15 protein-coding genes and 3 pseudogenes are annotated in these 19,990 nt (G+C 67.0%); 11 read left to right on the forward strand and 7 right to left on the reverse strand.

The genetic code is table 11. The features are described 5' to 3' along the window. Nucleotides 1–287 precede the first annotated feature (287 nt). The 5 genes and pseudogenes from C8250_RS44305 to C8250_RS42260 all read left to right on the forward strand — a co-directional run bounded on the left by C8250_RS44305 (nucleotide 288) and on the right by C8250_RS42260 (nucleotide 4,976). Nucleotides 288–443: a DUF6131 family protein gene (locus C8250_RS44305; protein ID WP_198359552.1), complete on the forward strand. Its 156-nt coding sequence runs from the start codon at nucleotides 288–290 to the stop codon at nucleotides 441–443. Nucleotides 444–543: 100 nt separating this feature from the next. Then, the gene (locus tag C8250_RS42245) at nucleotides 544–1,092 is read left to right on the forward strand and encodes a hypothetical protein (protein WP_138359173.1); all 549 of its coding nucleotides are present in this window, start codon (nucleotides 544–546) and stop codon (nucleotides 1,090–1,092) included. Nucleotides 1,093–1,104: 12 nt separating this feature from the next. Then, on the forward strand, nucleotides 1,105–2,931 hold the full coding sequence (locus C8250_RS42250) for an IS4 family transposase (protein ID WP_138359175.1): 1,827 nt from the start codon (nucleotides 1,105–1,107) through the stop codon (nucleotides 2,929–2,931). Between the two features lie 86 nt (nucleotides 2,932–3,017). Next, complete coding sequence (locus tag C8250_RS44625; RefSeq protein WP_269289966.1) at nucleotides 3,018–3,242, forward strand: HNH endonuclease; 225 nt, start codon at nucleotides 3,018–3,020, stop codon at nucleotides 3,240–3,242. Between the two features lie 355 nt (nucleotides 3,243–3,597). Next, nucleotides 3,598–4,976 (forward strand): annotated as a pseudogene (locus C8250_RS42260) (IS1380 family transposase). Nucleotides 4,977–5,151: 175 nt separating this feature from the next. On the opposite strand, the gene C8250_RS42265 reads toward C8250_RS42260, so the two are convergent. The 3 genes from C8250_RS42265 to C8250_RS42275 are packed head-to-tail and all read right to left on the reverse strand — an operon-like array spanning nucleotide 5,152 to nucleotide 6,867. After that, the gene (locus C8250_RS42265) at nucleotides 5,152–5,790 is read right to left on the reverse strand and encodes an IS630 family transposase (protein ID WP_203218479.1); all 639 of its coding nucleotides are present in this window, start codon (nucleotides 5,788–5,790) and stop codon (nucleotides 5,152–5,154) included. Continuing rightward, nucleotides 5,676–6,287 carry a helix-turn-helix domain-containing protein gene (locus C8250_RS42270; RefSeq protein ID WP_187145213.1) on the reverse strand — a complete coding sequence of 204 codons (612 nt, stop codon included), beginning with the start codon at nucleotides 6,285–6,287 and terminating at the stop codon, nucleotides 5,676–5,678. Before C8250_RS42270 ends, C8250_RS42265 begins: the two co-directional genes overlap by 115 nt. 58 nt (nucleotides 6,288–6,345) lie before the next feature. Continuing rightward, nucleotides 6,346–6,867, reverse strand: coding sequence for a hypothetical protein (locus tag C8250_RS42275; RefSeq protein WP_232486180.1), 522 nt, complete (start codon nucleotides 6,865–6,867; stop codon nucleotides 6,346–6,348). Nucleotides 6,868–7,169: 302 nt separating this feature from the next. Between C8250_RS42275 and C8250_RS42280 the strand changes: the two genes are divergently transcribed. Next, on the forward strand, nucleotides 7,170–7,697 hold the full coding sequence (locus tag C8250_RS42280; RefSeq protein ID WP_138359039.1) for a hypothetical protein: 528 nt from the start codon (nucleotides 7,170–7,172) through the stop codon (nucleotides 7,695–7,697). On the opposite strand, the gene C8250_RS42285 is transcribed toward C8250_RS42280, so the two are convergent. Together C8250_RS42285 and C8250_RS42290 are read right to left on the reverse strand one after the other, a co-directional pair. Then, nucleotides 7,654–8,445, reverse strand: a complete 792-nt coding sequence (locus C8250_RS42285; protein ID WP_138359041.1) for an IS5 family transposase — start codon at nucleotides 8,443–8,445, stop codon at nucleotides 7,654–7,656. The two genes, C8250_RS42280 and C8250_RS42285, sit on opposite strands and share 44 nt — an antisense overlap. 279 nt (nucleotides 8,446–8,724) lie before the next feature. Further along, a pseudogene (locus C8250_RS42290) lies at nucleotides 8,725–9,153 on the reverse strand (IS5 family transposase); the annotation flags it as partial. Between the two features lie 463 nt (nucleotides 9,154–9,616). On the opposite strand from C8250_RS42290, the gene C8250_RS42295 reads away from it, so the two are divergent. Continuing rightward, nucleotides 9,617–10,873, forward strand: coding sequence for an IS110 family transposase (locus C8250_RS42295; RefSeq protein ID WP_138359055.1), 1,257 nt, complete (start codon nucleotides 9,617–9,619; stop codon nucleotides 10,871–10,873). A gap of 22 nt (nucleotides 10,874–10,895) precedes the next feature. Here the strand turns inward: C8250_RS42295 and C8250_RS42300 are convergent. Together C8250_RS42300 and C8250_RS42305 are read right to left on the reverse strand one after the other, a co-directional pair. Then, nucleotides 10,896–11,237: pseudogene (locus tag C8250_RS42300) on the reverse strand (transposase); the annotation flags it as partial. A 757-nt stretch (nucleotides 11,238–11,994) separates the two neighbouring features. Then, on the reverse strand, nucleotides 11,995–14,469 hold the full coding sequence (locus C8250_RS42305; protein ID WP_187145214.1) for an alpha-amylase family glycosyl hydrolase: 2,475 nt from the start codon (nucleotides 14,467–14,469) through the stop codon (nucleotides 11,995–11,997). Between the two features lie 563 nt (nucleotides 14,470–15,032). On the opposite strand from C8250_RS42305, the gene C8250_RS42310 reads away from it, so the two are divergent. The 4 genes from C8250_RS42310 to C8250_RS42325 all read left to right on the forward strand — a co-directional run bounded on the left by C8250_RS42310 (nucleotide 15,033) and on the right by C8250_RS42325 (nucleotide 19,861). Next, complete coding sequence (locus tag C8250_RS42310) at nucleotides 15,033–16,058, forward strand: LacI family DNA-binding transcriptional regulator (RefSeq protein WP_232486178.1); 1,026 nt, start codon at nucleotides 15,033–15,035, stop codon at nucleotides 16,056–16,058. Nucleotides 16,059–16,569: 511 nt separating this feature from the next. Further along, nucleotides 16,570–17,847 (forward strand): extracellular solute-binding protein, encoded by a 1,278-nt coding sequence (locus C8250_RS42315; protein ID WP_138359045.1) that lies wholly within the window; start codon nucleotides 16,570–16,572, stop codon nucleotides 17,845–17,847. Between the two features lie 149 nt (nucleotides 17,848–17,996). Continuing rightward, nucleotides 17,997–18,983: a sugar ABC transporter permease gene (locus C8250_RS42320; protein WP_138359049.1), complete on the forward strand. Its 987-nt coding sequence runs from the start codon at nucleotides 17,997–17,999 to the stop codon at nucleotides 18,981–18,983. Then, on the forward strand, nucleotides 18,980–19,861 hold the full coding sequence (locus tag C8250_RS42325) for a carbohydrate ABC transporter permease (RefSeq protein WP_138359051.1): 882 nt from the start codon (nucleotides 18,980–18,982) through the stop codon (nucleotides 19,859–19,861). The genes C8250_RS42320 and C8250_RS42325 overlap by 4 nt, the downstream gene beginning before the upstream one ends. Nucleotides 19,862–19,990 lie beyond the last annotated feature (129 nt).

The raw sequence follows: 19,990 nt of genomic DNA on the forward strand, positions 1-19,990 counted from the left end.
GTCCCCGGATAGCGCGCTCAGCAGCCGGCCGAACTGGGGGCAGGGTGCGGGCGACGTCGGCCAGGCAAAGATCCCGATCAGCAGGATCCCCGACGTAGGCGCCGGACCCAGCGGTGCGCGGGCCTATGGGGAGTCGCCCGTTGCATCGGCCGGGCGGCCGGGCTGTCCATGATGGCCCGGGCGACCCGGACACGGCGTCCCATCGGCCGGTGCGGGCGGTTGCCGCAGGGTGGGGTGAGGATCACAGTAGTGAGGGGGAGAGCGTTCGCGCGAGAACGGAGTGCACCGTGATCGTCCTCGGAGTAATTCTGCTTGTCATCGGTTTCCTGGCCAGCATTTCCATCGTGTGGACTATCGGGATCATCCTGGTCGTCGTCGGAGTGGTCTTGTGGCTCCTGGGCTCTATGGGCCACGCGGTCGCCGGGCGGCGGCACTACTGGTAGCCCGGTGCGCCCCCGGGCACAGGTGAAACCTGTGCGTTGACCAGGAGACGGACGGCACCGCCGTTTCAGACGGAACGTCGGCGTCACAGGGAGGCCCTCGATGTCCACAGGAATCCTCATTGCGATCATCGTCGCGGTCGTGCTGATCGCCTTGGCGATCGGTGTGTGGATGATGATCCGACGCCGGCAACTGCGGGAGCGCTTCGGCGCGGAATACGACCGCGTTGTTGAAGCCGAAGGCAGCCGAATGGCCGCCGAGCGTGACTTGCGCGCGAGGGAGCAGCGGCATGACGACCTTGACATCAAGCCGCTCCCGTCGACGACCCGACAGCAATACGCCCAGGGCTGGACCAGTGTGCAGACGCGCTTCCTGGACACACCGGAGGAAGCCGTGGGCGAAGCGGACCAGCTGGTTGCCAGGCTCATGAGGGAGCGTGGCTACCCGACTGAGGGATACGAGCAGCAGCTGGAGGATCTGTCGGTTGAACACGGGCGCACGCTGGAGCACTACCGCGCTGCCCATGCAATCAAGGCGCTGACCGGGCGGCAGGCGACCACCGAGGAACTGCGGGGCGCGATGGTCCATTACCGCGTCCTGTTCGACGACCTGCTGAGCGACGCAGAGCCGCCGGGCGAGCAGCGCGCTTGAGCCCGCTCTGGCATGTACCGCACGGGCAAGCAAGCGCACGGCGGACGGTATTCGGACGAGGTGAGAAGCTGGGGCTTTCCCCAAGGCCGGGTAGTTAGCGTTTTCGCAGGTCACGCAAGTGCCTGGAAGGTTTCTCGACGTAGTGCAACGGAGCTCGTTGGTACAGGCAGTCGTCCAAGACAGCTTGTTGCCGAAGGAGCTCCGTTGCCTGGTCATGGTGTCCTGCCGCCGTCGATAGAGACCATCACCCGAACGGTCACGGTGGCCGCGGGCCGGTTCGCACCCGGTCATCTGGGAGAACTGACGGCGATCGTGCCGTTCGAGCTGGTTGACGCGGTCTTGTCCGAGACGAGGACGGTGCAACGGCGGCTGCGTGATCTGCCCTCGCGCGTCGGGATCTACTTCCTGCTCGCAATGTGCTTGTTCCCCGAGGTCGGTTATCGGCTCGTCTGGGACAAACTGACAGCCGGCCTGACCGGGATGCCGGTGGCCTGTCCGACCGCGAAGGCGTTACGTGACCTGCGCCGGAGACTGGGCAGTGCGCCGGTCCGGGCGTTGTTCGAGGTGCTGGCCGGGCCGCTGGCCCGGCCAACGACGCCGGGCGTGCGGTTCGGGCCGTTTCGGACCGTGTCCTTCGACGGCTGCAGCTCACAGAGGGTCGCGGACTCCGACCGGAACCGGGCCTGGCTGGGGAGAACCTCGCATCACGGCTATCCGACGCTGGAGTTGATGACGCTGGTCGAGACCGGGACACGGGCCCTGATCGGCGCAGTGTTCGGACCGACCGCCGAGGGGGAAACCCGATACGCATCACGTCTGTTGCACCTGCTGACACCTGACATGCTGGTGCTGTGGGACAAGGGTTTCGACGGGAACGACTTCCTCTCCCAGGCCGTCGCAACCCGCGCCCAGGTGCTGGGCCGACTCCGCAGCAACCGACGCACCCCGGTTCTGGCCCGTCTCGCGGACGGCTCGTACCTGTCGGTGATCGGCACCGTGAGCGTGCGGATCGTCGACGCGCAGATCTCGGTGACCTGCGCGGACGGCACAATCTTCACCGGCTCCTACCGGCTGGTGACGACCCTGACCGACGCCCGTCGCTACCCCGCCGCCGCACTTGCGGCCCTCTACCACCAGCGGTGGGAACACGAATCGGCGTACTACGCGCTCCGCCACACCCTCATGAAAGGTCGTCTTCTGCGCTCAGGTGACCCGGCCGGCGTTGAGCAGGAGATGTGGGCCCTGCTCACGCTCTACCAAGTGCTGCGGACCGTCATGGTCGACGCCGCAGAGTCCCGGACCGGGACCGACCCGGACCGCTGCTGCTTCACTGTCGCCGTCCAGACCGCCCGTGACCAGGTCGTCCAGGCCGCCGATGTCATCCCCGCACATGTCGGGGCGGTCGGGCTCATCGGCCGTCGGATTCTGGGCGCCGTCCTCCCGCCGAGGCGGCAACGGGTCAGCACCCGCAAGGTCAAATCGCCGATGTCCCGGTACAGCGAGCGACGCGACGACGGCAGACCCGGCGCGAGCCGCACCGTCACCCACCTCGACGTCACCATCCTCGAACCCACCGATCAGCAGCCCGCGCTGCCCACCGCCTCCCGGGACGATCGGCACACCGCCCCCGACAAGCGCCGCCGACACCGAATTCTGACCCTGCTCCAGGAAGACCCCACTCGGCTGTGGCAACCCCGCGACATTGCGGCTCACTTCGGCGACGTCACCCTGGAGACCATGTACAGACAACTGAACCGCTGGGCCACCAGCGGCCTCATCCACAAGCTCGGCCCCGGCCTCTACGCCGCCACGACATGGTCACCAACTTCCCTTGCGTGACCTGCGAAAACGCTAACTACCCGGCCTTGGGTTAAGGCCCCGCAGCCAGGCAGAAGGGGCTCTGTCCGCTGTGCGGACTTGACCTGATCGACGGAGCGACGTACGAACCGGACTCAGTCCGCGACTGGGCCAACTGGTTCCACGCCAGCTACCGGACGGTTCACAAGCATCATCTGATCTACCGCTCACGCGGCGGGTCAGATCAAGCGTCCAACCAAGCCTTGGTCCACTCCGACTGTCACCGGAGGCATCACGCCTCCCATGACTACGGTCAAACGCAGAATCATGTGCTGCCCGAGGGGTCTGCTTGAGCCGTGTGCCGCGACGAGTGGCACGCACGGTTCTGAGGGGGGCCTCGTCCCGAGAGGGACGGGGCCTACCCGACAGATGCGCCGCCACGACCCCCAGACCCCGCGAGCCGAACGCCGTCTCCTTCTGACCTACTGGGCAGTGTCCGGCTATGGGCTGCGCGCCGCCCGGGCCATGGCGTGGCTGCTCGTGGCGATGACGCTCACGATCCTGGCCATGATGCTGTGGGGACTAGCCTCGGGCTTTCATGTGGGTGGGTGTCCGAGGTGTGATCGGAAACGCGAAGAGTGCTCCTGACCAGGAACGATGGGACTTGTCTAGGGTCCAGGTCGTCGCGTGGAAAGAAGCACTCCTCAGGTGAAGAAGCGTATCGGGTCCTACCCGCGTGTCCGCGTCGAGGGCGGTGGCCGGGCAGTGGTCTCCCAGGCCGGTGGCGTTCTGCTGGTCGAGACCATCCGCAAGATCGGGCTGGACACGTCGATATCGACGGCGCTCGCACCATGGCGAAAGCTTCGGGCGGTGCACGATCCAGGCAAGATCCTGCTGGACGTGGCCCCTCGCGGTCGCGCTTGGCGGGGACTGCCTGGCTGATGTCGGGATGCTGCGGGCCGAGTAGGCCGTGTTCGGCCCGGTGGCCTCCGACCCGACTGTCTCCCGCCTCATCGACAGCCTCGCCGCTTCTTAGGCCCGAAGGCTCTGACAGCGATCCGGTCAGCACGGGCCACGGTCCGCGAACACGTCTGGAAGCTGGCCGGGACCTCGTCGCCGGACACCACCGGACAGGTGATCGTGGACCTGGACGGAGTGCTGGTGCTGGCTCACTCCAGACAAGCAAGACGCTGCCGCGACCTGGAAGAAGACCTACGGACACCACCCGCTGATGGGCTTCGTCGACCACGGACGCGATGGCACCGGGGAGCCGGTGGCTGCCATGCTGCGGCCCGGCAACGCGGGCAGCAACACCGCCGCCGACCACATCGAGGCCACCCAACTCGCTCTGGCCCAGCTGCCAAAGAAGTACCGGCGGGGACGTCAGACGCTGGTCCGAACCGACTCCGCCGGCGGCACCCACGAGTTCGTCGCCTGGCTCACAAAACAGGGCCGGTGGCTGTCCTACTCGGTCGGGATGACCATCACCGGCGCCATCCACCAGGCCGTGCTGAAGGTCCCCGCCTCGGCCTGGACACCCGCCGTCGAACCGGACGGCGAGATCCGCGACGGTGCCTGGGTGGCTGAACTCATTACGACGTACTGGCGGGCTGGCCCCAGGGGATGCGGCTGATCGTCCGCAAGGAACGGCCCCACCCTGGCGCCCAGTTGCGCATCACCGACGCCGACGGACTACGGCTCACCGCGTTCGCCGCCAACACCACCGGCGTCCCGATCGCCACACTCGAACTGCGACACCGCCAGCGAGCACGTGCCGAGGACCGCATCCGGGCCGCCCGCGCCACCGGCCTGCGCAACCTTCCCCTGCATGACACCGCGCAGAACCAGATCTGGCTGGAGATCGTCCAGCTCGCGCTCGACCTGCTGGCCTGGCTGCCGATGCTCGCCCTGACCGGCAAACCCCGGCTCTGGGAACCCCGGCTACCCGGCTCCGGCTGTTCTCCGCTGCCGCCCAGATCGTCACCACTGCCCGCCGCCGACACCTCCGGTTCGGCGGTCACTGGCCCTGGAGCGACGTGATCACAGGCGCGGTCCAGCGGCTCGACGCTCTCCCGAACCCCGGCTGACCAGCAGAGTTATCCGTCCCAACAGCCTCACTACCCCACCGGAGCCGTGGAACCCGGCGCCCACCCGACGCGACAGCCGGGCCACCGGCCTACCCACGACCAGCCCACAACACCGAAACGGCCCGCCGAGAAACCGACGGACCGTCACGAAAGATCGAGGCTAGTGCTGAATTCCTCAAAGGCAGTAGACGTAGCGTCGGCGTAGGTGTCGGGTGGGTGGGGCGGGTCTGCCCCAGATCCAGGGTTTGGCGCGGGCGTTGAGTTGGGTTGTCGCGAGTTCGGTGGCGTGGGTGATTTCGTCGGGTCCGGCGAAGCTGTGGCCGGCGAGTGCGACTTTGCGGAAGATGCGCCACCAGCCTTCTTGGAGGTTGAGCCAGCAAGCGCTGACGGGTATAAAGACGTGGTGAATGCGGGGGTGGTCCTCGAGCCAGGTTCGGGTCGAGAGGCTGTTGTGCGAGGACAGGTTGTCGGTCACCACATAGATGTCGCCTGCAGGGTTGGCTTCCTCGATGCGTTGGAGGAACTGCTGGTAGAAGGCACTATTGCGAGACGGAGCGGTCATGGTGACCTGCTGTCCGTCGCGGATGCGGAGGCCGCCGTAGACCCAGGTTTTCTCCGGGCCGCGGCCGTAGTCGAGTTCTGCTTTGATGCGATGTCCGTCCGGCGACCAGCCCGGCGCCGGCGGGAAGGTGCGCGGGATTACCGGTCCGAGCTCGTCGACGCAGATGACCGTCGCGTCGGCGGGCGGGCAGGTGTAGAGGCCGACGACCCGCGTCCTTTTCCCTCGAAATCCCGGTCCTTTGAGCGGATCCAGGAACGGGTGCGGCGCCATCGGACGCCTTCGGCCACCAGGATTCTGCGGACTTGGGACCGGTCCACTTCGATGCCGCCGCGGCGGGCAGCCTCAGCCAGGGCGTCGAGTGTCCACTGCGGTGCCCCTGACTCGTCCTGCGCCGCCAGTTCGCCGTCCTCGTGCCTGGTCAGACGTCCCGGTGGCTCCTGTCTGACCAGCGCGATGATCCGGGACCTCTCGGCCTCGGTGATCCGGCGCGGCCGGCCCGCGACCGGCCGGTCCTCCAGCCCTTCCACCCCCAGCTCATTGAAACGGTGCAGCCACCACCGCACCGTCTTCGCATGACACCCCAGCTCCACGGCGATCGCTGCCACCCGCAGACCGTCCCAGCTCAGAACAATGATCTGTGCTCTGAGCACCAGGTCAGCCGGTGCCTTCCGAGCCCTCGTCAGCCGGTCGATCATCAACGCCTCATCCGGACCCGAAGCAGGCCGAGCCCGCAGCAATGTCGGCACCATCCACCCCCAGCGCACTCCTCAACACACCGTGTATACCCATAAGTTGAGGAATTCAGCACTAGAGGAACCGGTGCAGTGGAGCGGACTCCGTTAGCAGCACGGTGACCCGGTGGGCGAGACGCTGCCATGCGTCCTCCTGGGTGTAGGTGAGCCGTACGTCATCGCCACCGGCTGCCTTGAGCGCCGCGGATAGGATGGCGGTATCGGCGTCGGGGGTGAGATCCGCCATGGAGAGTACGCGCGCCAGCGCACCAACGAGGCCAACCACGCTCTCCTGTGGCGAAGAATTGATGTTGTGAAGGGCGGCGACTACGTCTGACTGATCGGAAAGCTCCGGCGGCGCCACAAGGACTCCCGACAGTTTACGCGACAGGGCGTAGAGCAAGTCGGTGTCCGTTGTGAAGAGGCTGGCGATGCGCAGACCTTCGTGTTCCCACTTGCCGTTCGGCGTCCACACTCGCGGTCCTCGTGTTACAGCCTCGGCCAGCATCGTCTGGATGTTACGGAGGGCCGCGAGTCCGTCCACGAATAGCGTGTGATCACGCGGGCCGCAGCTGGCTTCGGCCAAGAGCGTCAGCAAGTGTTCTTCTACTTGTGCGCAACTGCGTCTTGAGGTGTGGGTCCACAACGACAAGCCGAACTGACATGCGCTGTTTCTGCTGCTCCATGTTGACACTCTGCCAGCTGGTCGTGAAGGTCGTGACAACAACCTGGCCTTGGACGCCGTCACCAGTACCAGCCTTACTGATCATTTCAGAATGAAGTTCTGAGAAGTTGTTGTCGTTCCGAATCTGAGGGCGATGTTTTCGCTGGTCAGGCATAGGGTCGGCGATTCGGTGGGAGTGGTGGCATGTCGTGTCGTCACTCCCCGGGAGGTCACGGATGCCGTCGGTGGTCGGACTGCTGGAACAGCACGAGCTCGCTGCTCGTCGTCGTGTCGAGGGGTTGCGTGAGGAAGCCGATCGCATCCAGGCCGAGCTGGCCGCGGCCGAAGAGGATTGGCAGGAGTGGGTGATCGCCCGCAGGCGAGTGGGCACGGTCCTGGCTCCGGACGGCGAGAGCACCGTTGTCGAGGAGGCCGTCTCCGGCCCGGTCGCGGGCTCGACGTCCCGGCAGGCGCCGAGGGCGAGGTCGCAGGTCCCGGTATGGCGTGAGGGACTGGCGGGGTCGGTGCTGTCGGTGGACTATCAGCGCATCCTCACCGCGCTAGCGGACCGGGACCGGCTCCATCAAGGTCCGCTGACCTGCCAGGAGTTGGCCGTGCTGTTCGGTCTGGACGCGGTGCCGGCACGGGTGGAGGCGCTGCGGTCGAAGGCGAAACGCCTGGTCGCGCGGGGCTGGCTGGCAGAGCGGCAGCCGGGCCGGTTCACGCTCGCGCAGGGTGTGGCCGGGCGAGGCGACGGGTCATGAGCAGGATCATCGACCAGTAGATCATCGCTTCGGCGCTGGTGGTGCGGCGTTCGTAGTCGCGTGCCAGGCGGCGGGTGCGCATCAGGTGGGCGAAGAGGCGCTCGACCATCCACCGTTTGGGCAGGACCACGAAGCCACGCATGTCGTCGCTGCGTTTGACGATCGACAAGACCAGGGCGAGCACGGTGAGGCAGTGCTCGACGAGGGGGCCGGTGTAGCCGCCGTCGGCCCAGACCAGCTCCAACCGGTGGTGGGCATCGGCGACCTGCCGCAGCAGGACCTGTGCGGCGGTGCGATCGCCGACATCCGCGGCGGTGACCATCACGCCCAGCAGCAGGCCGAGGGTGTCGACCACGACGTGCCGCTTGCGCCCGTTGACCAGCTTTCCGCCGTCGAAGCCACGGCTGTCCAAGCCGACGACCGAGTCCGCCTTGACGGACTGCGAGTCGATCACCCCGGCTGTCGGCTCCGCAGTCCGCCCCTCCCTCTCGCGGATCCTCGATCGCAGCCGGTCGTGGAACTCCTTGACCAGGGCGTGGTCGCGCCAACGGCGGAAGAACGCGTAGACGCGGTCCCACGGCGGGAAGTCGGCGGGCATCGCCCGCCACTTGATGCCGTTGTCGACGAGGTAGCGGATCGCATCGAGTATTGCCCGGTGGCAGTACGCCTCCGGCTGTCCGCCCCGGCCGCGCAGCCAGCCGGGCACCGGCAGCAGCGGCCGGACCAGGTCCCACTCCACGTCCGTCATGTCCGAGGGATACCGCCGAACACGTTCCGGGTGATCGGCCGCGTTTCCGAACCGATGAGCGACACAATCACACGTCGGTGCAGCCGAGTTGAACTCCACCGGCGTGAGCACGTAGAACTGCGGCAACAGGGTCTCCTGGATCTCGGTTGGCTTCGCAACCCCGAGCTACCAAGAGGCCCTGCCTTCATGCCCGGGACCAGCTGCGATCACCCGATCGAGACTCCCGTTCGACGCACACCCCTCAAGATCGGAACGACAACAGCTACTGAGTCGCCTCAAGCAGATGAGGCTGCATGCGAGTTGGAGCAGAGCGAGGTGGAGATCGGCTCGTATCTCGTAGCGGATCCGGAGTCGTTTGAACTGGTGCAGCCACGCGAAGGTTCGTTCCACAACCCAGCGTGTTTTACCCAGTCCAGAGCCGTGTGGTGCGCCGCGGCGGGCGATCTTCGGGGTGATCCCGCGGGCGCGGACCAGGCGGCGGTACTTGTCGTAGTCGTAGCCGCGGTCGGCGAACAATCGCTTGGGGCGGTTCCGGGGCCGGCCGCGCCGGCCCCGGATGTGGGGTATCGCGTCCAGCAGGGGCATCAGCTGGGTGACATCGTGCCGGTTTCCACCGGTCAGTGTTACGGCGAGTGGTGTGCCGTGCCGGTCGACGATCACATGGTGCTTGCTGCCCGGCCGCCCCCGGTCGACCGGTGAAGGGCCGGTGTGAGCCCCCCTAATCCAGGGTGTAAGCAGCCGGCCCGGGCCCATGCAACGCCCCGGGGTAGCTGCTCGCATAGGACAGCGAATGCCTAGATCCCCCCTGGCCGTCAAGGCCTCCTCAAAGAGCGGCATCGCTGTCCGCTGCGGGGTCCGCGGTGATGACGCGGGCGCCGGGCTGATGCCTCCGTTTCCCCGGGCCCTTGAGGCCTCTGTCAAGAGCGGCGCAGCCCGGCGCCCCCGTGGTCACCGCGAAACTCGCGGGGCCAGGTCGAGCGTTAATTGTCACGGCGCGAGCCCTCTCCAGGGTCGACCTCTTGTTCATCCGCGAGCCCGTGAGCTCTGCCGAAAGATCGAGCCCCTGGAGTTCGCTGGTGTCGCGAACGGCTACTGAGATGGCGGACCAACGAGTCCTTGGATTAGGGCGCCACGCGACCCGCATGTGCTCGTGAACTGCATAAACGGACGGATCTGGGAGGACAGCTTGACCGTGTTCTGCGGCATCGACTGGGCGGAGCGCCACCACGACGTCGCCCTCGTCGACGAAGCCGGCACTCTGCTCGCCAAAGCCCGTATCACCGACGACGTGGCCGGCTACCACAAGCTCTTGGCCCTCTTGGCCGAGCACGGTGACAGCCCGGACGATCCAATACCGGTGGCCATCGAGACCAGCCACGGCCTCCTGGTCGCGAGCCTGCGCACCGGAAGCCGTCAGGTCTTCGCGATTAACCCGCTCGCCGCCGCGCGCTACCGCGACCGCCACGGCGTGAGCCGAAAGAAGTCCGACCCGGGCGACGCCCTGGTCCTGGCGAACGTCCTGCGCACCGACATGCACGCCCACCGGCCCCTGCCGGCCGACTCCGAACTCGCCCAGGCCATCACGGTCCTGGCCCGAGCACAGCAGGACGCCGTCTGGGCTCGGCAGCAGGTCGCGAATCAGGTCCGCTCGCTCCTGCGCGAGTACTACCCTGCCGCTCTGCTGGCCTCCCAGAGCAAGCAAGGCGGTCTGACCAGGGCTGATGCCCGCGTCATCCTCACTCTGGCCCCGACTCCGGCCAAGGCCGCGAAGCTCACCCTCGCCCAGTTGCGGGCCGCCCTCAAACGCAGTGGCCGCCTCCGCGGCTGCGACGCGGAAGCCGAGCGGCTTCGGGACGTCTTCCGCGCCGAGTACGCCCACCAGCTGCCCGGCGTCGAGGACGCCTTCGGCCACCAGCTCCTGGCCCTGCTCAAGCAGCTGGACGCCACCTGCCAGGCCGCGGACGACCTCGCGGAGGCGGCCACAGCCGCCTTTCACCAGCACGCCGACAGCGAGATCCTGCTCAGCTTCCCGGGCCTGGGGCCCATGCTCGGCACCCGCGTGCTCGCAGAGCTGGGCGACGACCGGGCACGATTCGCCGACGCCCGGGCGCTGAAGTCATACGCCGGATCCGCCCCCATCACCCGGGCCTCCGGCAAGAAACGGTTCGTCGGCCGACGCTTCGTCAAGAACAATCGCCTCATCAACGCCGGCTTCCTCTGGGCCTTCGCCGCCCTCACCGCCTCACCAGGAGCGAACTCGCACTACCGACGCCGACGCGAGCACGGAGACTGGCACGCCGCCGCACAACGGCACTTGCTAAACCGCTTCCTCGGCCAGCTCCACCACTGTCTCAAGACCCGGCAGCATTTAGACGAACAGCATGCCTTCGCACCGCTCCTGTCACTCCCGACCGAGCAGGCAGCTTGACTTCATAGCCCCCTGAGATGTCTTTGAGGGCCCTGACGTGAGAGCCGCCGATCGCGGCATCGTCCATCTCGAGCAGGTCGGTCGACCGCAGTTCGGCCAGAAGTGCTTCGTGCAGGCGAGGCCAGACTCCCGCCTCGGTCCAGTCCCGCAGGCGCCGCCAGCAGGTAACCCCGCTGCATCCGATCCGCTCCGTGGGTACGTCGCTCCAGCTGACGCCTTTGCATAGGACGTAGACGATGCCCCGCAGGGCGACGCGATCGTCCACCGGCTTCCGGCCGGGGAACCGATGTCTCCGCGGTGGCCGGGCAGGGAGCAACGGAGCTATCCGCTCCCACAAGTCATCAGGCACAAGATCAACAGACACCCCGCAGATCCTGCCGACCCAAGGCCCAACTGCCAAGTCAACACACCGATCTCATTCTGAAATGATCAGTTAGTCCCGGACGACGCACCGGCTCCGAACGGCCAAACCCGCGTCCAACGCCGCGGCCACCGAAACGCCGCGCTGCGCCAGCACGTGCCGACAAGGCCGACTCCCCGGCGGGTCGCGCCACAGCAGGGGAGCGGACCGCGTGACGCCTGAAACAGTCAGGCCAGCATGTCTGCGCCGTGGCGCTGCGCCATCCAGACAGTCGAGGAGTAGGAAGCCACCGCCCGCATCGACAACCGTCGGCACCACGGTCGACAGCGTCGACCTTGCGGTATTCGCCAGGTTTGATGACTTTGTGCGATGCGTCGGTCGGGGAGTCCATCAGCGACCTGACGGGCCCGTCGACGCACAGCATCGCGTCGGCGAATTCGCGAACAACGCATCCCGGGGCCGGGGCTAAGCAGGAGGCCAACTCCGCCTGCTGGTCGTGGCAATTCCAGCGGAAGCATCCCGCACGGACTCCGTCGCGCAGCAGATTCAACTCCACAGCCTCGTGCTGATCGCGTGTTCCTTGCTCGGAGCACACCATCAGCCGAAGGCCGCCTGCGTGTGCGGCGGTTGCCGCGCGAGTGATCAAGTTTGGCCGTTCGTTCGAGGTCAATGGTGGTGGTCCCGATGTACGGGTCTGGCCCAGTGGGTCCGCGCCGCCACATAGGTATGTGGCGGCGCCGACGTGTCCTGGTGCGGCGTGTCAGTTCTTCTTGAAGACGGTCACGGCGAGCGGGCCGGCGGTGTTTCCGGTCGTGGAGACGGCTCCGGCGGTGTCGAGGACCTTGATCCAGGAGCCGGCGGCCAGGGTGGTGATGTAGTCGCTGTTGGTGGGGTTGTAAACCACGACGGTGTCGTAGCTGGTGGGGGCGCTCGCACTGGAGCTGATGGCGGAGATCACGACGGAGCCGTTCACCTGGGTGGACATCTGGTTCTTGACGGCGTCCCAGGTGGTGAGGCGCAAGGCCGGGGTGGACTTGCGCAGGGCGATGGCGTCCTTGTGAAACTTGTAGGTCGGGGCGTTGGCCGTCTTGTCTCCCCAGTGGATCGCGTTGACGTTGTCCCCGGCGTTGTAGGAGTTTTTGGCAGTGTCGTAGTTGCCGCCGACGACCTTGGAACGGAGGAACTCGTCACCCTCGGAGAGGAACGCGATGCCTTGGGAGGTGAGGATCATGCCGGTGGCGAAGCGGTCGATCTGTCCCGCCCGGCCGGCGGCTCCGCCGGTGGCCCCGGAGTACGTGATCTTGTCCCAGAGGTTGAGGTCGTCGTGGACGGAGACATAGTTGACGCTCTGCTCAGGGTCGTAGGCGAACGCCGGGTTCCAGGTGTCGGTGAGCTGGCTCGTGGCCTTGATGGTGAGTGGTGAGCCGCGCATGCCGAGGGCGATCGAGGAGGCGCTGCCGGCGCCGTTCATGTAGTTCATGACGGTGTCCTGGGTGCCGCCCTTGATGGCGTCGCGGTAGGCGCCGTTGAAGACGCCAACGTGGGCGTTGGCCAAGGTGGGGACGCTCGCGTAGCGGACCTTCTGCGCCTCGGCGGAGTCGGTGACGCCTCCGCTCCAGGGCTCGCCGTAGATCTGGAGTTGGCGGTCCGGGTAGGTGGTGTTGAGGTAGCTTCCCCAGTCGGCGACGTTGGTGGCGTAGTTCACGCCGAGGAGGTCGAAGCGGAAGCCGTCGACGTTGTAGTCGCGGACCCAGTGCTCCAGGGAGTCGCGGATCATCCGGCTGACCATCGGGTTGCCGTCGTCGATGGAGTTGCCGGTGCCGGAAAGGTCGGTGGCGTTGTAGTACTTGCCGGTGATCGCGCCGAACACGTCCTTGCTGGCCGTGTGGTTGTAGACGACATCCATGATCACGCGGATGCCGGCCTTGTGGAACTCGTTGACCATGTCCTTGTACTCGCGGATTCGGTCCTCGGCCGCGGTGTACTGGGAGAACTGTTCCTCGGGCACGTTGTAGTTCAGCGGGTCGTAGCCCCAGTTGGGCACGGTGCTGTTGAAGTCGAAGGAGGGGAGGATCTGGACGTCGGTGACACCCAATTCCTTGAGGTGGTCGATGCCGGTCTTCACGCCGTTGATGGTCGTGCCGCCCTGGACGAGGCCGAGGAACTTGCCGCGCTTGGCCGGCGCGACGCCGGAGCTGGCGTCGATGGTGAAGTCGCGGACGTTCAGCTCGTAGACAACGGAGTCCTCGCGGTTGGTGCGGGCAGGCCGGGTGGCCCAGCTGCCACCGGTGGGCGCCACCGCGCCGGAGTCGATGACGATGCCCTGGGTGGTGCCGGGGTTGACCATCTGGGCGTACGGGTCGCGGACGGCGTTGCCGCCGACGGAGAACTGGTAGGGCTGGTTCTTGAGGTCACCGGCGACGACGGTCTGGTAGACGCTGCTGTAGCCGGTGAGGGTGGCGGGGCTGAGCTGGTAGCTCTTGCCGGCCACATTCACCGTGACGGTGGAGTTGTCCGGTGACCAGATCCTAAAGGTGGTGCCGGTGGGGGTGTAGGTCGCGCCGAGGGTGCTTCCGGTTCCAGCGGGCGGGGTGGTGGGGGTCGGGCTGGGGCTCGGGGTGGAGCCGGTGCCGCTTTGGACGGTCAGCTGGTGGTTGGCGGAGTTGAAGCTGAAGGTGGTGGCGGCGCCCGCCGGTACGGTGAAGGGAATGTTGGCTCCGCCTGCCGCGCCGTTCTGGCCGTAGTTCTCGGTCCAGCCCTGATTGATGGCGGCTTTGACCTCCCAGGTTCCGGCGGGGATCGTGCTGGCGGTCCAGGTGTAGATGCCGTCGCCGTCGGAGTCCTGGAGCCTGGGGACAAGACAGTCGGCAGCCCAGTCAGTGGCGCAGCCGATCTCGGACTGGAAGGTGCCGGCGGCGGTGACCGTCCTGCTGGTCGCGTTGTCGGCGATTTCATGAGTGACGGGGTCGTAGAGGAAGGTCACGGCCTTGCCACCGGTGGGTACAACAAGCGGGATGTCCGCCCCTCCGGCCGCGCCGTTCTGGCCGTAGTTCTCGGTCCAGCTCTTGTTGATGGCGACCTTGTAGGTGTAACTGCCGGCGGGAAGGCTGAGGGTGACGGACCACATGCCGTCGGCGCGCTGGGTGAGCTGGTCCTGCGCGCAGTCCGTGGCCCAGTCGCCGGCACAGCCGATCTCGCTGTTGAACGTGCCGGGCACCGAGACGGCACCGGGCACGGCTGCACTGGCTGTGTGTTGGAGGAGGGGAGCGAGGGTGAGGCCGAGTGCTGCGGCGGCAAGGAGGGTGGCGGCTCTTCGGGGTCTTGCGGGGTGGGAGACGCGATGCATGTGATGGAACCTCCAGTAGGGCTCCGGCGGCGGGGAGCACGCGGGCGGGACAGCGGGTGAGCAGGAGGAGTCAGGCACTTGTCCGGGTGGTGTCGCGCCGACCGCAACCGGCAGGTCCCTGGAGGGCTTGCGCGGCAGCCGGTGGAGGCCACAGAGCCATTGGTACGTTGCTAACACATGTTAATAATGGGTAAACGACGAGGGGGTCAAGGTACCGGCCGAAACTTGTGCCGCTCAGCGCCATGTCCGGCCGGGCCACCAGGTCCCTCAGGTCCCTCGGGCGGGCGGAAGCAGGTTTCTGCGCCTATGACGTATGGGTGTTAGTAACGTGCGTTATCGTTTTGGTAGCAGCGAAGGTGCCTACGGATGCGGGGAACATGATGTCGGCGAGCGCGTCAGGAGCTGCCTCGGCCGGCGGGCGGTCGCGTCCCACCTCCACGGATGTGGCGAAGATGGTGGGAGTGTCCCGTTCGGCGGTCTCTTTCGCCTTCAACAGTCCCGAACGGCTCTCGGTGGCCACCCGCGACCGGATTTTCGCCGCCGCCAAGGAGCTCGGATACTCTCCGAACACCCTGGCGCGGATGCTGCAGGCAGGGCAGACGCAGTCGCTGGGTGTCCTGTTGCCCCAGAACCTCGCCAAGATCATGGAGAACCCGTACTACGCCCGGTTCCTCACCGGAGTAGGTCAAGTCTGCGATGAACAGGGTTTCACGCTGCTGCTCACCCCGCCGCTGCGCGATTCCATGCTGAAGGCGATTCCGTACGCGGCGGTCGACGGATTCGTGGTGTGCGGACTGGAGCACGACCGCGGTGAGGTCGCCGAACTCCAACGGCGCGGCATCCCGTTCGTCTTGGTGGACAGTAGCCCCTGGGCCGATGTGCCGAGCGTCGACGTCGACGACGAGAGCGGGGCGCGCGAAGTCACCCGGCACATCCTGGAACTCGGCCACCGCCGGATGGCGCTGCTCTCGATCGACCCCGGCCCGGAGCGGGCGGAGCGCGGCTATCGGGGCCCGCTGGCCCGCCGGATGGCCGGAGTCGCCGACGCGCTTTCCCAGGTGGGCATGGACCTGAAGGACATCAACCTCGTCGAGGTTCCCGCCACCCGGATGGATGGCTACCGAGCGGCGAAAGCCCTGATGGCTACTGCTGAGGCGGCGCCCACCGCCATCATCGCTCTGTCCGACATCCTGGCCTTCGGGGCGGTCGACGCCCTGCACGACCTCGGCCTGCGCGTACCCGAAGACGTCTCGGTCACCGGTTTCGACGACCTGCCGGAATCGGCGTGGCTCCGGCCGCGTCTGACCAGTGTCCGGCAGGCCATCGCCGCCAAAGGACGGACCGCCGCGGACTTCCTCATCTCCGCCATCCGCGGTGAGGACCAGCACCCGCACCAACTGCTCGGTACCAGCTTGATCGTGCGCGACTCCAGCGCGCGCGTGCCCGCCGCACAGAGCACAGGCCTGCCCAACGCCTGATCCGGAGCGGCCCTGCCTTTCTCTGCACCCACATGCGCGGCAGGCTCCGCCCCGCACCCCGCACCTGGCGCAGGGGCCGTCGGCACCCGGTGGGCCACCGCCGCCATGTCTGCGCACCGCTGTGGCTAACCTCGCCTGCGTTCCGTAGCCAGGCTCGGCATCGTCGCCGACTTTGATCGCACGCGACACCTTAAGCCTGCGGTCGGCGCCGCCTCTCACTCCCTCCGACCGTGTCCGCGCTGCGTCCAGCGCGTTACATAAATGTTAGCTAACTCCTGTTAGTGGCCTGCTAACGTCGTCGACATCAGAACGTCGGCGTGGCCCACTCCTCACGGGTTTCCAGGCAGCACCTGCCCGTCGTGACCAGCGGATCCCGCCGCGGGCCGGGCCTTTGGTGCATCGCACGCCTTGCGCACCGAGGGACGCGTCGCCTACCCCGCCGGACCATTGGTGATCCGGTGCGACCACCCCGGGCCTCGAATCCGACAACCCACCTCTTCAAGGAGTCACCATGCGACGTGGTATCGCGGCCCTCGCGCTGGCAATGGCGATCACCGTCTCCCTGAGTGCCTGCAGCTCGGGCAACAGCTCCGGCTCCTCCGGTTCCGGCCCCGTCACCATCACCTGGTGGGACACCTCGGACGCCACCAACGAAGCGCCGACCTTCAAGGCCCTGGTCGCCGACTTCGAGAAGGCCAATCCGAACGTCAAGGTCACCTACGTCAACGTGCCCTTCGCCGACGCTCAGAGCAAGTTCCAGACCGCCGCCGGAAGCAAGGGCGCCCCCGACGTCCTGCGCGCTGACGTCGGGTGGACTCCGGCCTTCGCCCAGGCGGGCTACCTCGCGCCGCTGGACAGTACGGACGCCGCCAAAGACATCGGCGCCTTCGAGCCCAGCCTCGTCCAGCAGGCCAAGTACCAGGGCAAGCTCTACGGCATCCCCCAGGTCACCGACACCCTGGCGCTGATGTACAACAAGGGTCTGTTCGCCAAGGCCGGCATCACCGCCGCCCCCACCACGTGGGATGAGCTGAAGGCCGATGCCGCCGCTGTGAAGGAGAAGGCCGGCGTCGACGGTTTCGCCTTCAACCCGCAGGGCTACTACGCGATGCCGTTCCTCTACGGCGAGGGCGCCGACATGCTCGATGTCGCCGCCAAGAAGATCACCGTCAACTCTCCGGCCGCCGTCAAGGGCATCGACACCCTCAAGGCTCTGGTCACTGCCCCCGGCGTCGCCAAGCTCGACACCACCAGCAACGGTTACGCCAACGTCATGGACGCCTTCGACAACGGCAAGACCGCCGCCATCGTCCAGGGCCCATGGGAGAGCGCCAACGTCTTCAAGGGCTCCGCGTTCACCGACAAGGCCAACCTCGGCATCGCCACGCTCCCGGCGGGATCCGCGGGCAAGGCAGGTGCCCCGCTCGGTGGCCACAACCTCGTCGCCTACGCCGGCTCCGACGCCGCCCACCAGGCCGCGGCGCAGAAGTTCATTGCCTTCATGACCTCCGCCCAGACCCAGGCCACCACTGCGGCTAAGAACGCCACGCTGCCGACCCGAGCGGACGCCTACACCCCCGCGGTCAAGGCCAACCCGGCCATCGCCGGCTACCAGAGCGTCCTTCCCTCCGGGCGAGCGCGCCTCGAGGTTGCCCAGTACAGCTCCCTGTACGACCCGCTGGGCACCGACCTCATCAAGATCCTCTCGGGCCGGGAAAGCACCCAGGCCGGCCTGGACAACGTCGCGACCGCCGCCAAGAAGCTCCTCCCGGACTACGCCACCCAGTGACCGGACTCCGGGCGGCCGCCCCCGCGCCCGGGGCGCCCGCCCGGCACCGGCATCACCCTTCCCGAAGCCGCCCGCTCCGCAGGCCGCGCACCCTGTGCGTATAGGCCGGCGGGGCGTGGCAGAGCACCCCCTGCCCCCTGAGGTGTCAGATGACCGTCGCCGTCCAGGGCGAGACCGCCCGCACCACGCCCCGCAAGAGCCCGCTCCACCGCATCAAGTACTCCTACGACCGGTACTGGTACGCCTGGGCGATGTGCCTGCCGGTGGTCCTGGTCCTGGGTGCCATCGTCGGCTATCCCCTGATCCAGGGGATCTACCTGAGCTTCACCGACGCCACCAGCCAGAACGTCGGACGGACCATCGGTGCCAACCACATCCCCGACACGTACAGCTGGGTCGGGCTCACGAACTACGTCGACATCCTCACAGGTGCCAACAACCAGTTCTGGCCCCACCTATTCTGGACGATCGCGTGGACCGTCGCCTGCGTCGTCCTGACCTACGCCATCGGCCTGGCCCTGGCCGTCGTGCTCAACCGCGACATACGCGCCCGCGGCCTCTACCGGATGCTGCTGATCCTTCCCTGGGCCGTGCCGACCTTCGTCACCATCTTCGCCTGGCGGCTCATCCTCGCCGACGACGGGGCCGTCAACCAGCTCCTCGCGCTGCTCCACATCACCGGCCCCTCCTGGCTCAGCGACCCGCTCGCGCAGAAGGTCGCCGCTGTCGGTGTCAACATCTGGTGCGGCGTGCCGTTCATGATGGTCTCCCTGCTCGGCGGCCTGCAGGCCATCCCCCGCGAACTCCACGAAGCGGCCGAGATGGACGGCGCCACCGCCTGGCAGCGGTTCGTCAACGTCACCCTGCCAGGCCTGCGCCCCGTCAGCAGCACCGTGATCCTGCTCGGCGTGATCTGGACGTTCAACCAGTTCAACGTCATCTTCCTGCTGTTCGGGACCAACAGTGACAGCGTCCAAATCCTGGTGACGTACGCCTACAAGCTGTTCTTCGGCCAGCAGCCCCAGGACTACGCCTCCTCGGCCGCCGTCGGCATCCTGTGCCTGTCCCTGCTCGTGGTCTTCACGAGCGTCTACCGCCGCTGGCTCAAGCGCAACGACGAGGGGGCCCTCGCATGACCACCGCACACGCCACCACCCGTACCCGTGCGGCAGCACCCCGGCCGGGCACCCGGCGCCGGACGTCATCATCCCTGACCTTGCATGGCGCACTCACCGTCATGGCGTTCATCGCGGTGTTCCCCATCGTGTGGATCGCCTACATCTCGCTGGGCGGCGACAAGTTCGACTACCAGCACCCCGCCCGCATCCTCAACCACCCCACGCTCGCCAACTACGGCCACGTCATCCAGGACACCAACTTCGCCACCTGGATGCTGAACTCGGTCATCGTCGCCCTCGGCACCACCGTCATCGGCGTCCTGATCGCCGCCAGCGCCGGCTACGCGGTCTCCCGGATGCGCTTCCTGGGCCGCGGCACCTTGATGTACACCTTCCTGCTCACCCAGATGTTCCCCGTCGCCGTCCTGATGGTGCCCCTCTACAAGATCATGGCGAACCTGGGCCTGCTCGACACCTACAGCGGCCTGATCCTGATCTACTGCTCCACCGCCGTCCCGTACTGCGCCTGGCTCCTCAAGGGCTACTTCGACACCATCCCCGTCGACATCGACGAAGCCGGACGCATCGACGGACTGTCGCCGTTCGGCACCTTCTGGCGCCTGATCGCCCCCCTCGCCCGTCCGGGCCTTTCGGTGGCCGCGTTCTACACCTTCATCACCGCCTGGGGCGAAGTCGCCTACGCCTCACACTTCATGCTCTCCGAGGACCAGTACACCCTGGCCGTCGGCCTGCAGACCTACGTGAGCCAGTTCAACTCCCAGTGGAACTACATGGCGGCCACCTCGGTGCTCATCGCTATCCCCGCCGCCCTGGTCTTCTACGTCGTCCAAAAGCACCTGGTAGCCGGCCTCACCTCCGGCGGCACCAAGGGCTGACCCCGGCACCGGGCATCCCGAGGCCCGCCGGATACCCGCCCGCGCCGCGCTCCACCGTTCCGACGCAAAGAGCCGACCTACCTGATCGCCGTCACTAAACGTTATAGCGGTACTACGTACCGCTGTTGT

Source organism: Streptomyces sp. So13.3 (assembly GCF_005860785.2).
GTDB lineage: Bacteria > Actinomycetota > Actinomycetes > Streptomycetales > Streptomycetaceae > Actinacidiphila > Actinacidiphila fildesensis.

Bases quoted from the DNA above. Each gene is read 5' to 3' on its own strand.
- C8250_RS42270 (WP_187145213.1), bottom strand. From the start codon at position 6,287: ATGGTGCCGACATTGCTGCGGGCTCGGCCTGCTTCGGGTCCGGATGAG.
- C8250_RS42285 (WP_138359041.1), bottom strand. From the start codon at position 8,445: ATGACGGACGTGGAGTGGGACCTGGTCCGGCCGCTGCTGCCGGTGCCC.
- C8250_RS42250 (WP_138359175.1), top strand. From the start codon at position 1,105: ATGTACCGCACGGGCAAGCAAGCGCACGGCGGACGGTATTCGGACGAG.
- C8250_RS42310 (WP_232486178.1), top strand. From the start codon at position 15,033: ATGGTGGGAGTGTCCCGTTCGGCGGTCTCTTTCGCCTTCAACAGTCCC.
- C8250_RS42280 (WP_138359039.1), top strand. From the start codon at position 7,170: ATGCCGTCGGTGGTCGGACTGCTGGAACAGCACGAGCTCGCTGCTCGT.
- C8250_RS42315 (WP_138359045.1), top strand. From the start codon at position 16,570: ATGCGACGTGGTATCGCGGCCCTCGCGCTGGCAATGGCGATCACCGTC.
- C8250_RS42325 (WP_138359051.1), top strand. From the start codon at position 18,980: ATGACCACCGCACACGCCACCACCCGTACCCGTGCGGCAGCACCCCGG.
- C8250_RS42320 (WP_138359049.1), top strand. From the start codon at position 17,997: ATGACCGTCGCCGTCCAGGGCGAGACCGCCCGCACCACGCCCCGCAAG.
- C8250_RS42245 (WP_138359173.1), top strand. From the start codon at position 544: ATGTCCACAGGAATCCTCATTGCGATCATCGTCGCGGTCGTGCTGATC.